Below are 14850 nucleotides of genomic sequence, written 5' to 3'. Positions count from 1 at the left end.
GTGTCCGGGCGGAACGCCGATGTCCGGCGCTCCGTCTTCCATCCTATGAAGGGGATGGTTGTGCGCGAAGTTGATGTGAGTGAATGTCGGAGGCTGGGGCGGGAATGCTAGAGCCCCAGGCGTGCCTTGACCTCTGCGGCGGACGGATTGGTGGCGGACGAGCCGTCAGGGAAGATCACGGTGGGGACGGTCTGGTTGCCGCCGTTGATTTCGGCTACGAGTTCGGCCGTGCCGTCCACGTTCTCGATGTTGACCTCGTTGTAGCCGATGCCGGCAGCGTCCAGCTGGGACTTCAGGCGGCGGCAGTAGCCGCACCATGTGGTGGAGAACATGGTGATGGAACCGGCGTCGGGGGTGAAAGCTTCTGCTGTGGCGGCCATGGATAGGCTCCTTTAGGGCTGGGAAATAGAGGGACTGTCGGGTACAACCGCTGCGCGCCGTGTTCAATTCCCCGCCCGTCCGGTTCCCGTGCCGCGTGCCGGACAGGGCAGACTGGAAGCATGTGCGGACGTTACGTAATGGCCAAGACGACGGCGGACCTGGTGGCGGAGGCCGAGGCGGAAGCTGAGGCGAATCTGGAGCTGCGCACGTCCTGGAACGTGGCCCCGACGTCGGACGTGCCGGTGGTGCTGGAACGGTTTGTGCCCGGGCCGCAGGGAAGCCGGCGCCGGGTCCGCCAGGTCCATGTGGCGCGGTGGGGTCTGGTGCCGGGCTGGGCGAAGGACGCTTCGGCCGGGGTGCGGGCCTTCAACGCGCGCAGCGAAACGGTGCTGGAGAAGCCGACCTTCCGCGACGCCGTCGTCTCCCGCCGGTGTGCGGTGCCGGTGCAGGGTTATTACGAGTGGAAAACCGGGCCGGGAAAAACCAAGCGCCCCTGCTATGTGCAGCGCGCCGACGGAGCACTCACGTTTTTTGCCGGACTTTACGAGTGGTGGCGCGATCCGTCCAAGGCTCCGGGCGAGGCGGGCAGCTGGCTGCTCTCGACCTCCATCCTCACCACCGCGGCTCCGGACCCCGTGGACATCCGCACCGCCGGGCAGCCGGATGTGCTCGCGGAACTGGGGGAGCTGCACGATCGCCTTCCGGTTCCGTTGAACCGGGAGGACATGGCGGCATGGCTGGATCCGGCGGCACCGGACGCCGCGGCACCGGACGCCGCGGCACTGGTACGCCGGGTCGTCACTGGTGCCCACGGCGAGGCGGCACGCTGGACGCTGAGCGAAGTGGGGCCAGCGGTGGGAAACGTCCGCAACGACGGGCCGGAACTGTTGGCGGCTCCCGCCCCGGAAGCGACTGAGCCGGCCCTCTTCTAGCGGGTCAGATTGTTCTGGCCGGTCAGATCGGACAGAGCCGCCTGCCCCGGGTCGGTGTCTATGGGGTCGCTGACCTCGAGAGTGACGCGACCGTTTGCATCGATGCGCATGCCCGGGTTGTGGCACACTTCCCAGCGGTAACCGTCCGGATCAGTGAAGTAACCGGAGTAGCCGCCCCAGCTCATCTGGGTACCCGGGGCGGTGATCAATCCGCCGGCCGCAGCGGCGTCGGCCAGGACGGCGTCCACCTCGGCTGCTGAACCCACGTTGTGGCCCAGCGTGATGGGCGCGGCCGCTGCTTCGCCCATGGGGCCGGCTTCGGCGGCCAGATGGTCCCGGCGGAAGAACGCCAGCAGCAGTCCGGGTCCCACCTGATAAAAGATGACTTCTTCAGGGACGTGCTGGACCGCTTTCCAGCCCAGCCGGGAGGAATAAAACGCGTAGGTTACCTCGAGATCCCGCACGCCTGCGGTGATCACGGACAAAGAAGGTTTCACCCTCCTGATCTTGCCATTGCCGGGCAAAAAAGTTCATGTCTTACGTCCGTGGTTTTACGCGGGATTCGGCGGTCTTGGGGGTCACCGGCAGTGCGGGGGCGTTGACGCCGGCGCCCGGCCGGGGCTGTCATGAAGTATGGACCGGAATGCTCCACCTCCCCGTCATCCTGCCGGAAGCCGCCGGGCCGGTGCCGGAGGGGATCCGCCGACCGACGGCGGACCGCGCAGGGACCGCTCAGGCTGGGCCCGTTTTCTGATACCCGTGGTGCTGATCATCGTCTGGTTCACGGTGGGCGGGATCGGCGGCCCCTACTTCGGCAAGATCAGTGAAGTGGCCGACAACAACCAGGCGTCTTATCTGCCTGCCAGTTCGGCATCCACCCAGGTTTCGGAGCTGCAGACGAAATTTACGGACAGCGACGCGATCCCCGCCGTCGTCGTCTATGTGAACAACGACGGCCTGACCGAAGCGGACCGGACCTTCGTCACCGATCGGGTGACGGAGCTCTCAAAGATCAGCGGCGTGGCCGGCGGAGTCTCCCCGCCCCAGTTCTCCACGGACGGCAAGGCAGCGGAAATCTTTGTGCCGGTGCAGGACGATGACAGCGCCACGGGCACCGTTGAGGATCTCACCAAAGCGGTGGGTGAAGGCGTCCCGCCGGGACTGGACAGTTACGTCACCGGACCGGCCGGACAGCTGGCGGACATCACCGAAGCCTTCGGCGGCATCGACACATCGCTGGTGCTGGTGGCGGCACTGGCGGTGCTGGTGATCCTGGTGGTGGTCTACCGTTCCCCTCTGCTGCCGTTCCTGGTCCTGCTGACCTCCATCTTTGCCCTGTCGGCAGCCATCCTTGTGGTCTATTACCTCGCCAAAGCGGGAACGCTCACCCTGAACGGCCAGGTGCAGGGAATCCTCTTTATCCTGGGCATCGGCGCCGCAACTGACTATTCGCTGCTGTACGTCTCGCGGTACCGGGAATCCCTGCGGGACCATGAGGGCCGGTGGGACGCCACCAAGGCAGCACTGAAGGGAACCTTCGAGCCGGTCCTGGCCTCGGCCGCCACGGTGACGGCCGGCCTGCTCTGCCTGCTGCTCAGCGATCTGAACTCCAACAAGGCACTGGGGCCGGTGGCTGCGATCGGCATCGGGTTTGCCTTCCTGGCAGCGATGACGCTGCTGCCGGCACTGCTGATGCTGACCGGGAGGGCGGCCTTCTGGCCGCGCCGGCCGAAGTTCGGTTCCGAGCATCCGGACCGGGACGGGAACTCCGCCAAGGGGATCTGGCCCCGGGTGGCCCGGGCGATCAAGGCGCATCCACGCCGGCTCTGGGTGATACCCACCCTTGTGCTCCTGGTTGCGGCGGCCGGCTTGCTGCAGTTGCGGGCCTCGGGGGTGCCGCAGAGCGATTTCGTGCTGGGGCAGACAGCCACCAAGGAAGGCCAACAGGTACTGGGCGAGCACTTTCCCTCCGGCTCCGGCAGCCCCGCGCTGATTATCGCCCCCGAAGGGAAAGTGGATGCCGTTGCCCGGGAAGTCCTCTCCGTTCCCGGCGTGGACGCCCTGGCCGTGAACGCTACGGGAACTCCTGCAGGCACCCTGCCCGTAACGGCTGACGGCGTGCAGGCCTCGCCGGTGCCGGGAACATCCGGTGCGCCGAGGGTAGTGGACGGAAAAGTCCTGTTGGAGGCCACGCTGAAGGATGCGGCAGAGTCCGACGCCGCTGAACAGGCGGTAACCGCCATGAGGGATAAGGTGGCCGGGATTGGGGATGTCCTCATCGGCGGAGTGACGGCCACCACCATCGACACCAATGCGGCGGCCGCCCATGACCGAAACCTGATCATTCCGGTGGTGCTGGTGGTGATCCTGTTCCTGTTGATGCTGCTGCTGCGGGCACTGCTGGCTCCGTTCCTGCTGATCCTTACCGTGCTGCTGTCCTTCGGAGCAACCATGGGCGTCTCGGCACTGATGTTCAACCACGTCTTCCGTTTCCCCGGGGCGGATCCGGCCGTTCCGCTGTTCGGCTTCATCTTCCTGGTGGCCCTGGGCGTTGACTACAACATCTTCCTCATGACCCGTGTCCGGGAGGAGAGCAAGCTGCACGGCACCCGGGAGGGGGTGGTCCGCGGGCTGATGATCACCGGCAGCGTTATCACCAGCGCCGGGATTGTCCTTGCAGCCACCTTCGCGGCGCTGGGCGTGATCCCCGTTTTGTTCCTGGCGCAGTTGGCCTTCATTGTGGCCTTTGGTGTCCTGCTCGACACGCTGGTGGTGCGCTCGCTGCTGGTGCCAGCCCTGTCCTATGACATTGGGCGCAGGATCTGGTGGCCTTCCAGGCTCTCCCGGCCGGCACCGGGGCAGGACCGGGAAGCATTTTCCGGCCATACGGGGTCCGGACCCATGGCAGCCGGAGACGCCGGAGGCCGCGGCCCGATAGGCTGAAGCCATGGAAAGCCCCGATCATCAACGATCCATGACCTCCCAGCTGGACGATATCCGCACCGCCATCGACGAAATCGATGAAGAAATTGTGGCGCTGATCTGGCGCCGGGAGCGGCTCGTGCGCCTGGCCGGTCCCCTGAAGGACAACGACGCCGAAGTCAAAGCCCCCGGGCGCGTCGAGGAAGTCCTGGAACATGTGCGGGCCACCGCCGAAGCCCAGGACGGTGACCCCACTGTGGTGGAGGCCACCTACCGGGCCATGATCGACGCGTTCATGGACTATGAGCTGAAAGTGCGCCACGACGCCGAGACCCAGGCCAAACTGGATGCCTTCTCGCGCAGCTAGTCGATCTGCCGGTGTGGGGTACGGTACTCACACGTCATAGATGCCATGCACCGGGACAGCAGCCAGGGGGAGTCAGGTATGGATCAGGAAGAGGCCGCACCGGAACAATGGAGGGCCGTCGCCGCTGCGCTCGCCGACGAGCGCAGGCTGAGGCTGTATGCACGGATCATTACAGCGGCCGAGCGGGGGACGCCGCTGGACGGCCAGGCCATGGACTCCAAGGAACGCAAATCACTGGCCGCATTGCAGAAGGCCGGCCTTGTCACCTCGGGTGCCTGTGATGTCCAGCCTGCGGGCGGAGTGTTTGCCCGGCTCCTGGCCAGCGGCAGGGAAGCGCCGGACACCTCGGCACGCAGGTTCCTGGTGAACGGCAAAATCTCCTCCTATCCCCGAAAGCAGGCCGACCGGCTGGAACTGCTCCACTACGTTGCAGGGCACATCTTCGAATCCGCCCCGGCAGCTCCGGGAGAGGTTCCGGCCCTGACGGAACGCGAAATCACCGGCCGCCTGGGCAGCTATTCCACGGATCCCGCCGCCGTCCGCCGCTACCTGGTGGATGAGGGAATCGTGGCCCGCAGCACGGATGGATCCCGGTACTGGCTCACGGCTCCGCGCCCGGCGGACGGCATGGAATTCGCTTAGCGTTTCCGAAGAACAGGCAGGTGAGTGCCGTTCCGATGGGCACGAGCGGGATGCGGTTGGCCTTCGCGCGCTCTCAGCGCAGACCGTTGACTTGGCAGGACCTCCGGCGTCGAATGGAAAGTGCTGTCTGGTCCGGCACTATTTCGAAAGACGACCCCTCCAAGGAGCGTCAATGGCCGCAAAGTTCACCGCCCACGGCGCAGAAGCCATCCACCCGGGAGCACGCGCCGCAACAGACCTTGGTTCACCGGCGTCGTCCCACCTTCTGACCTCCCCGACCGCCGCTCCGAATGCAACCCCCGCACACCCGGCCTCCCGGAGCCGCGGCGGCAGCGAGCCACCGTCCCGGCACAGCGACGGCGCTCCCGCACCGCACTCGCGGCGGCAAATTTCTCTGGTGTTTGCCGGCCTGATCCTGGCGGTGCTGATTTCCGCACTGGACCAGACCATCGTGTCCACGGCGCTGCCCACCATCGTGGGAGACCTGCAGGGCCTGGACCATCTGTCCTGGGTGATCACCGCTTACCTGCTGACCTCCACCATCGGGCTGCCGATCTACGGCAAACTCGGAGACCTGCTGGGGCGCAAGAACATTTTTGTGTTTGCCATTGCCGTTTTCCTGCTCGGCTCCGCCCTGTCCGGGCAGGCACACAGCATGACCGAGCTGATCACTTACCGTGCCATCCAGGGTGTGGGCGGCGGCGGGCTGATCATTGGCGCGCAGGCCATCATCGGCGACATTGTCTCCGCCCGCGAGCGCGGCCGGTATATGGGGCTGATCGGTGCGGCCTTCGGGCTGGCGTCCGTGAGCGGGCCGCTGCTGGGCGGCTATCTGACCGAATACTGGTCCTGGCGGTGGGTCTTCTACATCAACCTTCCCCTGGGCATCCTTGCACTGGCCGTCATCATCACGTCACTGCATCTGCCGGCACGCTCAGGACCGCGGCCGCCGCTGGACTACGCAGGCGCGGCTCTGCTGGCGCTCGTCAGCGCCGCGCTGGTGATGCTCACCAGCTGGGGCGGAACCACCTATGCCTGGACGTCCCCGACCATCCTGGGGCTGGGAGCCGCGGCCGCCGTCGGCATTGCCGTTTTCATTCCGGTGGAGCTGCGCGCCGCCGAACCGATGTTGCCGCTGCGGCTGTTCCGCAACCGCAACTTCTTGGTCTGCACCCTGGTGGGCCTGTCCGTTGGGCTGGCGATGTTCGGCAGCATCTCCTACCTGCCCACCTTCCTGCAGATGGTCAACGACGCTTCCGCCACCATGTCCGGACTGATGATGCTGCCGATGACCGCCGGCCTGCTGATCACCTCGATCGGCACGGGGCAGCTGATTTCCCGCACCGGCAAGTACAAGATCTACCCCATATTCGGCGCGGCCGTGATGATTGTTGGGCTGCTGCTGCTCTCCCGGATCTCCAACACCACGCCCTACTGGTTCACAGCGCTGGGCATGTTTGTGCTGGGCCTGGGCATCGGAGCACTGATGCAGAACCTGGTGCTGATTGTGCAGAACAGCGTTCCCTCCAAGGACATGGGCACCGGCGTCTCCTCCGCCAACTATTTCCGGCAGATGGGCGGATCGCTGGGAATTGCCGTGTTCGGTTCCTTCTTTATCAAGCGCCTGAACGACCAGGTGGCCGACGCACCGCCGGAGGCCTCCGGAGTGCTGCGCAACGGAGTGAACTCGATCAGTCCGTCTGAATTGAAGATGCTGCCTGAGCCGGTGCGGGACTTCATTGCCCAGGCCTTCGGGGATGCCCTGCCGCCGATTTTCCTGCTCGGTATTCCGGCGCTGGGCGCCGGCCTGATCATGACCCTGTTCATCAAGCAGACTCCGCTGTCCGAGACCGCCAGGGTGCGCCTCGGAGACGCGGAGCAGGAAACCACAACCCCGTAGGCATCGATCAGCAACGGCAGCACGGCCAGGAGGCCGCTCCACATGTCCCATAAAGCACTTTCACCACGTATTGCGGCAGGCACGGCGGCAGCGCCAACACCGAACCTGGCCCTGGTGTTCACCGGGCTGGTGCTCTCCGTGCTGCTGGCAGCCCTGGACCAGACCATCGTGGCCACCGCCCTGCCCACCATCGTGGGTGACCTCAACGGGCTGGAACACCTGTCCTGGGTGGTTACCGCCTACATCCTGGCCGCAACCATCGGTCTGCCGATCTACGGAAAACTCGGCGACCTGTTTGGCCGCAAGAGCATCTTCCTCTTTGCCATCGTGGTGTTCCTGATCGGGTCCGTGCTCTCCGGACTGGCGCAGAACATGGGTCAGCTGATCGGTTTTCGCGCCCTCCAGGGCCTGGGCGGCGGCGGACTGATGATCGGGGCCCAGGCCATCCTGGGAGACCTCGTCTCTCCGCGTGAGCGCGGCAAGTACATGGGACTGATCGGAGCAGCCTTTGGACTTGCCTCTGTGTGCGGGCCGCTGCTGGGCGGCTGGATCACCGATGCCTGGTCCTGGCGGTGGGTCTTCTACATCAATCTGCCCATCGGGGCGGTGGCGCTCGCCGTCGTCGTCACCTCCCTGCACCTGGCCAAGCCCCACGGTGCTCGCCCACGGCTGGACTATGCCGGTGCCGTTTTGCTGGCCGTTGCGAGCGCCGCCCTGATCATGCTCACCACGTGGGCGGGCACCACCTATGCCTGGTCAAGTCCGCAGATCCTGGCCCTGGCCGCATTGACCCTGGCTGCGGGTGCGGCATTTGTGCGGGTGGAACTGAACGCCCCGGAGCCGATCATGCCGCTGGGCCTGTTCCGCAACCGGAACTTCACCGTGCCCGTGCTGGTGGGCATTTCCGTTGGCATCGCCATGTTCTCCACCATCTCCTACCTGCCCACCTTCCTGCAGATGGTCAACCGCGCCACTGCCACCCAATCCGGACTAATGATGCTGCCGATGATGGGCGGGCTGCTGCTGACCTCAATCGGCTCTGGACAGCTGATCTCCCGGACCGGGAAGTACAAGATCTATCCCATCCTGGGCTGCGCGGTGATCATTGCGGGGCTGGTGCTCCTGTCCCGGATTTCCGATACGACGCCGTACAGCTTCACGGCTCTCGGCATGCTGGTGATGGGTCTGGGGATCGGCATGCTGATGCAGAACCTGGTGCTCATTGTGCAGAACAGCGTGCCGGGCCGGGACATGGGCGCGGCGATCTCCGCGGCGAACTATTTCCGCCAGATCGGGGCATCGTTTGGCATCGCACTGTTCGGCTCGATCTTCATCCACCGGCTGGGCAACGAGATGGCCGCGTCGCCGGCAGGTCCGGGAGGGGCAGGGGAGGCCCTCGGCGGTGACATCAATTCCCTGAGCCCTGCGATGCTGCGCGGACTGCCTGCGCCGGTGCAGGATTTCGTGGCCTCGGCGTTCGGCCATGCCCTGCCGCCGATCTTCCTGCTGAGCGTGCCGGTGGTGGCGGCAGCGCTGGTGCTGTGCCTGTTTATCAAGGAAACGCCGCTGTCCACAGCGGTACGGACGGAAGCGGAGGAAGAAGTGTGAGCAGTCCCGGGCAGACAGCCCGGGAGGGAGGTGCCTTTTGTCGGAGGCTGGCCGTACACTGGAAGCTGTTCGAACATATGTTCTAACGTGTTGACGTCCACCAACCGATTTTGGCCGCTGCGGCCGGTGCGGGTGCGGGGCAGGCCTGTGCGGCGGAGAGGAAAACTGAAATGGGTGTTTTCAGTGAAGCGATAGAGGTGGTGTGCTCGCCTGCGGGCCAGCCGCTGCGGCTTGTTCACGGCGGTCACACCTACAAGGTGGCAGCGGATCCCGTGCGCTGGTACGAGCGCCGGAACTGGTGGGATGAAGAGGCCCGGGCGGAACGCGGGCGCGGCCCCGGACTGGTGGACTCGGAGATCTGGCGTGTCCAGGCACGGCTCACCCCCCGCTCGCCGCTGCGCACGCTGGATCTTTCGCATGACATCAGTTCCGACCGCTGGCGCCTGATCCGCATCCATGACGCCCTGCGGGAAAGCGCCTAGGAACCTCCCGACATGAGCTTTACCCATCTGCATGCAGCCACAGCCTTCAGCGCGCACTACGGAGTGTCCTGGCCGGAGGACATGGCACAGGCTGCCGCAGCTGACGGCGCCGACGCGCTCGCCTGCACCGACCGGGACGGACTGTACGGAACGGTCAAGCACCTGCGCGCCTGCATGGACGCCGGCATTGATCCGATCGTGGGGGTGGATCTGGCAGTGCTGGGGGAGCCGGAGGACAACGGCGTCCAGCCGGTCACCGGCAGGGTTGTGGTGCTGGCCCGCGGCCGGCGGCACGGAGCCGGCTACCGGGCGCTGTGCCGGCTGATTTCCGATGCGCACGCCGGCACCTCCGCGTCAGCGGCACGCAAGGACAGCAAACCGGTGGGAGTGACCATGGCGCAGCTGGCCTCGCGGGCAGCGGGCGACGGCGGCAAAGGGAGCGGCGGGGATGGAGACGGCGGCGGCAGCAGTGGGGACACCGGCAGCGAACCGGTCCTGACCGTGCTGGTGGGTCCCCATTCCGACGTCGGCACCGCCATGCGCAGCCGCAGCTACGCCGTCGCCCGTACGCTTTTTCGCCGCTGGCAGGCTCTCCTGCCCCGTGAAGCGCTCGCCGTCGAGGTGGTGGCCCACCTCAGCGCCCCGGGGACCAACCTCAGCCTGGCCCACGCCGTGCGCATGTTCCGGCTGGCGGATGAAATGCAGATGCCGGCCATCCTCACCAATGCCGTGCGTTACGTGGATGCCGACGGCGCCGCCACCGCCGACGTCCTGGACGCGGCCCGGGCGCTGACCTCCATGGCCCGGCTGCCGGACCTGCAGCCCAACGGACAGGGCTGGCTGAAGAGCGCAGCGCAGATGAAGGCCCTGGCCCGCGAAATCAGCGCCGAGGCCGGCTACGGAGCTGCCGGGGCCGCCCGGATGCTCCGGGACACCGAGGCGCTCGCCGATGACTGCCGGATGGACCCCGTCTCTGACATGGGATGGAAGCAGCCGGTGGTTCCGGAGGCCTCCGTGATCGGCATCAACACCGCACCCATGGCTGAGCTGGTGAGCCGCTGCGAAGCCGGCATCGGCCGCCGCTTCCCCGCACAGGACTCTGCAGCCGAAGCGCGCCTGCGCAACCGGCTGGCCCATGAACTGGGCATCATTGAACGGCTGGGGTTTGCCTCCTACTTCCTGACCGTCGCAGAAGTCTCCGCCATGATCACCGGGATGGGCGTGCGTGCCGCAGCCCGGGGCTCGGGAGCCTCCTCCCTGGTGAACTATCTGCTGGGCATCAGCCACGTGAACCCGCTGGCCCATGACCTGATTTTTGAGCGGTTCCTGTCCCGGGACCGTTCCACCCTCCCGGACATCGACATCGACGTTGAAAGCGCGCAGCGGCACAACGTCTACCACCGCATCTTTGAACGATTCGGGGCCGAACGGGTCACCCTGATGAGCATGCAGAACGGTTACCGGGCGCGCGGAGCGGTGCGCGACGCCGGCATGGCCCTTGGCCTGGCCGAAGAGGACATCGGAGCCGTGGCCAAACAGCTGTGGCGCTTCTCCGCCCGCAAGTTCCGTGAAGCGCTCGCGGAAAAGCCCGAGCTGCGGGACATCGCCGAACGGGTCGAGGGCAACCGGCAGCTGGATTTGCTGGTGGACCTGACCGAACGCCTGGACCGGCTGCCCCGGCACATCTCCATGCACCCGTGCGGCGTGATCCTGGGGGACACCTCGCTGCTGGACCGCACACCGGTGCAGCCCTCCGGCCTGGGCCTGCCCATGTCCCAGTTCGACAAACACGACATGGATCCCATGGGCATGCTCAAACTCGACGTGCTGGGGGTGCGGATGCAAAGCGCCATGGCCTACGCGCTGCAGGAAGTGCACAGACTGCATCCCACCAAGGAGGACACCGTCCGTGCCGGCGCACACCCCGCCGGGCCTGCGGGGCGGGGTCCCGACTATGTGCTGGCGGACGGCTCCATCGACCTTGACGCCGTGCCCCTGGACGACCCGGCCACGTATGACCTGATCTGCAGCACCTATACGCTGGGATGCTTCCAGATCGAATCCCCGGGCCAGCGGGAACTGATCGGTAAGTTGGCCCCGCGGGAGTTCAACGACCTGATCATCGACATTTCGCTGTTCCGGCCCGGACCCATGAAATCCGACATGGTGCGCCCGTTCCTGGAGCACCGGCACGGCTGGTCTCCGGAGGTGTATCCGCACGAAGCCCTGCGGCCGGTCCTGGCGGAAACGCACGGGGTGACGGTGTTTCATGAGCAGGTGCTGCGCACCTTTGACGTGTTTACCGGCTGCGGACTGGCCAAGGCCGACGAGCTGCGCCGGCTGCTGGGCAACGAAGATGCCGAACCGTCAGTGGAGGACTTCTTCCGCACCGAGGCCGGCAAGCGCGGATACGGCTCCGAAGTCATCGACAAGGTCTGGGGAACGCTGAAGGCTTTTGGCAGCTTTGGTTTCTGCAAGGCCCACGGGGCAGCCTTTGCAGTGCCCACTTATCAGTCCGCCTGGCTGAAGACCCACCACCCCGAAGCGTTCCTGGCCGGGATCTTCGAACACGATCCGGGCATGTATCCGCGCCGGCTGCTGGTGGCCGAGGCCCGGCGGATGGGGATCCCCATCCTGCCGCTGGACATCAACCGCAGCGGTGCGCAGTACCGGGTGGAACGGGTGCCGGCGGTTCCGGCAACTCCCGGGCATCCGGCCCGGCAGGAAAAACTGGGCATTCGGCTCAGCCTGGCCGGGATCTACGGATTGTCGGCGGCTGAGCTGCGGCGCATCACCGCCGGCCAGCCCTACGATTCCCTGGCCGACCTGCGCGCCCGCGCCAGGGTGGGGCGGGCCACACTGATGCGCCTGGCCTCGCTGGGAGCTTTCGACTCGCTGGCCCGGGAAGCCGGAACCGGTGCCTCCCGGGCTGACCTGCTGCACCATCTGGACACGGCGCCGCCGCGCCCGGCCCCGCGGAAATATGACCCCATTCCGGGACAGCTGGCGCTGCCGCTGGGGGACACCGAGCTGGAGAACCTTCGGCCGGAACTGCCTGAACCCACGCTGCGCGAGAAGGTGCGCACGGAACTGGACCTGCTGTCCGTGGACGTCAGCGCCCACCTGATCGACAGCTACGGCCCGCTGCTGGCAGAACTGGGCGTCACCAAGGCCCGCGATCTGATCGGGCTGCGCAACGGCTCAGAAGTTCTCGTGGCCGGCATCCGCGTGGCCACCCAAACGCCGCCCATGCGCGGCGGCCGCCGGGTGGTGTTCATCAGCCTCGACGACGGCACCGGGTGCGTGGACTGCACCTTCTTCACCGAGGCGCAGGAGAAAACCGGTCCGCTGCTTTTCGGCACCGAGCTGATGCTGATCCGGGGGCTGACCCGCCGCACAGGGGAGCGCGGCATGAGCCTGCAGGCCCTGGAAGCATGGAACCTGGCGGACACTGCCTCGCTTCCGCTGCCCCGTCCCCAGCGCGGCAGGTTGGTAGGGCCCAACTCCAGCGGATAACATCAAAGGGGCGCAGAAAGAGCCGGCCGTGTCCAGGCCGTGCCGCAGACGCCATACAACGAAATCTAGGAGACAACCGTGTCAGTGCCAGAGAAGTTCACCCTCATCGTCAACGACGAGGAGACCACGGTGGATACTGGCACCACAGGTGCACAGCTGTTCTTCGACCGCCGCGACGTTGTCGTGATGCGCGTGGACGGTGTCCTGAAGGACCTGGACACCGAGCTGGCCCCCGGCCAGGCCATTGAAGCCGTGACCATCGATTCCGAAGACGGCCTCAACGTACTGCGGCACTCCACCGCCCACGTGATGGCCCAGGCCGTGCAGCAGCTGCGCCCGGATGCCAAGCTCGGCATCGGCCCGTACATCAAGGACGGCTTCTACTTCGACTTCGACGTCGCCGAGCCGTTCACCCCGGAGGACCTGAAGACCCTCGAGAAGATGATGCAGAAGATCATCAACTCGAACCAGAAGTTTGCGCGCCGCGTGGTCACCGAAGAAGAAGCCCGCGAAGCCATGGCCAACGAGCCGTACAAGCTGGAACTCCTGGGCAAGAAGGACGGCGCCGACGAAGCCGGCGAGGGCGCGAACATCGAGGTCGGCGCCGGCGAAATCACCATCTACGACAACGTGGACCGCAAATCCGGCGACGTCGTGTGGTGTGATCTGTGCCGCGGCCCGCACCTGCCCAACACCAAACTGATCTCCAACGCCTTTGCGCTGACCCGTTCCTCCGCCGCCTACTGGCTGGGCGACCAGAAGAACCAGCAGCTGCAGCGCATCTACGGCACCGCCTGGCCCACCAAGGACGCCCTGAAGGCCTACCAGGAACGCCTGGCCGAGGCCGAGCGCCGCGACCACCGCAAGCTGGGCACCGAGCTGGACCTGTTCTCCTTCCCGGACGAGCTGGGCTCGGGCCTGCCGGTGTTCCACCCCAAGGGCGGCATCATCCGCAAGGCCATGGAGGACTACTCCCGCCAGCGCCACACCGAAGCCGGCTACGAGTTCGTCTACACCCCGCACATCACCAAGGGCCACCTGTACGAGGTTTCCGGCCACCTGGACTGGTACCGCGACGGCATGTTCCCTCCCATGCACGTGGATGAGATCACCGACCCGGAAACCGGCGAGGTCACCAAGCCCGGCCAGGACTACTACCTGAAGCCGATGAACTGCCCCATGCACAACCTGATCTTCCGCTCCCGCGGACGGTCCTACCGTGAACTGCCGCTGCGGCTCTTCGAATTCGGCTCCGTGTACCGGTACGAAAAGTCCGGCGTTATCCACGGCCTGACGCGCGTGCGCGGCATGACCCAGGACGACGCCCACATCTACTGCACCCGCGACCAGATGAAGGACGAGCTGACCACCACGCTGAAGTTCGTCTTGGACCTGCTCAAGGACTACGGCCTGGATGACTTCTACCTGGAACTGTCCACCAAGGACCCGGAGAAGTACGTCGGCTCCGACGACGTGTGGGAGGAAGCCACCCGCACCCTGGCCGAGGTTGCCGAAGAGTCCGGCCTGGACCTGGTCCCGGATCCGGGCGGCGCCGCGTTCTACGGCCCCAAGATCTCCGTCCAGGCCCGCGACGCCATCGGCCGCACCTGGCAGATGTCCACCATCCAGCTGGACTTCAACCTGCCCGAGCGCTTCGAGCTCGAGTACCAGGCCGCCGACGGCACCCGCCAGCGTCCGGTCATGATCCACCGTGCGCTGTTCGGCTCCGTGGAACGCTTCATGGCAGTGCTGACCGAGCACTACGCCGGCGCGTTCCCGGCCTGGCTGGCACCGGTTCAGGTGGTTGGCATCCCCGTGGCCGAGGCGTTCAACGACTACATGTTCGACGTCGTCGACAAGCTCAAGGCCGCCGGCATCCGCGCCCAGGTGGACACCGGAACCGACCGCTTCCCGAAGAAGATCCGCACCGCGTCCAAGGACAAGATTCCGTTTGTCCTGATTGCCGGCGGCGACGACGCCGATGCCGGTGCTGTTTCCTTCCGCTTCCGCGACGGCAGCCAGGACAACGGCGTGCCCGTGGAAGAGGCCGTCAAGCGGATTGTCGAAGCCGTCCGGAACCGGGACAAGTAAGGCGGCCGA

Annotated in this window: 11 protein-coding genes; 9 read left to right on the top strand and 2 right to left on the bottom strand. The window is 66.1% G+C overall.

Annotated features, from left to right (window positions below):
• Window positions 1-107: 107 nt before the first annotated feature.
• Window positions 108-380, bottom strand: a complete 273-nt coding sequence (locus MUG94_RS10215) for a mycoredoxin (RefSeq protein WP_227907591.1) — start codon at window positions 378-380, stop codon at window positions 108-110.
• Window positions 381-500: 120 nt separating this feature from the next.
• On the opposite strand from MUG94_RS10215, the gene MUG94_RS10210 reads away from it, so the two are divergent.
• The gene (locus MUG94_RS10210; RefSeq protein ID WP_227907592.1) at window positions 501-1313 is read left to right on the top strand and encodes an SOS response-associated peptidase; all 813 of its coding nucleotides are present in this window, start codon (window positions 501-503) and stop codon (window positions 1311-1313) included.
• On the opposite strand, the gene MUG94_RS10205 is transcribed toward MUG94_RS10210, so the two are convergent.
• A complete protein-coding gene (locus MUG94_RS10205; protein WP_227890052.1) occupies window positions 1310-1810 on the bottom strand; it encodes a VOC family protein in 501 nt (166 codons plus the stop codon). The genes MUG94_RS10210 and MUG94_RS10205 overlap by 4 nt on opposite strands.
• Before the next feature lie 136 nt (window positions 1811-1946).
• Here MUG94_RS10205 and MUG94_RS10200 point away from each other — a divergent pair, with 136 nt between their 5' ends.
• From MUG94_RS10200 to thrS, 8 genes are all read left to right on the top strand, one after another.
• On the top strand, window positions 1947-4256 hold the full coding sequence (locus tag MUG94_RS10200) for an MMPL family transporter (protein ID WP_432418085.1): 2310 nt from the start codon (window positions 1947-1949) through the stop codon (window positions 4254-4256).
• 4 nt (window positions 4257-4260) lie between these two features.
• The gene (locus MUG94_RS10195; protein ID WP_227907594.1) at window positions 4261-4602 is read left to right on the top strand and encodes a chorismate mutase; all 342 of its coding nucleotides are present in this window, start codon (window positions 4261-4263) and stop codon (window positions 4600-4602) included.
• Window positions 4603-4680: 78 nt separating this feature from the next.
• Window positions 4681-5244, top strand: coding sequence for a DUF2087 domain-containing protein (locus MUG94_RS10190; protein WP_227890050.1), 564 nt, complete (start codon window positions 4681-4683; stop codon window positions 5242-5244).
• Window positions 5245-5416: 172 nt separating this feature from the next.
• Complete coding sequence (locus tag MUG94_RS10185; protein WP_227907595.1) at window positions 5417-7144, top strand: MDR family MFS transporter; 1728 nt, start codon at window positions 5417-5419, stop codon at window positions 7142-7144.
• Window positions 7145-7186: 42 nt separating this feature from the next.
• The gene (locus MUG94_RS10180; RefSeq protein WP_227907596.1) at window positions 7187-8752 is read left to right on the top strand and encodes an MDR family MFS transporter; all 1566 of its coding nucleotides are present in this window, start codon (window positions 7187-7189) and stop codon (window positions 8750-8752) included.
• A 170-nt stretch (window positions 8753-8922) separates the two neighbouring features.
• Window positions 8923-9234 carry a DUF6504 family protein gene (locus MUG94_RS10175; protein WP_227890047.1) on the top strand — a complete coding sequence of 104 codons (312 nt, stop codon included), beginning with the start codon at window positions 8923-8925 and terminating at the stop codon, window positions 9232-9234.
• Between the two features lie 12 nt (window positions 9235-9246).
• Window positions 9247-12750, top strand: a complete 3504-nt coding sequence (locus MUG94_RS10170) for a DNA polymerase III subunit alpha (protein WP_227907597.1) — start codon at window positions 9247-9249, stop codon at window positions 12748-12750.
• Window positions 12751-12828: 78 nt separating this feature from the next.
• The gene (thrS, locus tag MUG94_RS10165) at window positions 12829-14841 is read left to right on the top strand and encodes a threonine--tRNA ligase (protein ID WP_227907598.1); all 2013 of its coding nucleotides are present in this window, start codon (window positions 12829-12831) and stop codon (window positions 14839-14841) included.
• The last annotated feature ends 9 nt before the right edge of the window (window positions 14842-14850 follow it).

It is taken from the genome of Arthrobacter gengyunqii (genome assembly GCF_023022985.1).
In the GTDB taxonomy this organism is placed as follows: domain Bacteria; phylum Actinomycetota; class Actinomycetes; order Actinomycetales; family Micrococcaceae; genus Arthrobacter_B; species Arthrobacter_B gengyunqii.
The sequence above is the reverse complement of the archived record's forward strand: the minus strand, read 5'-3'. Positions and strand labels throughout refer to the sequence as shown.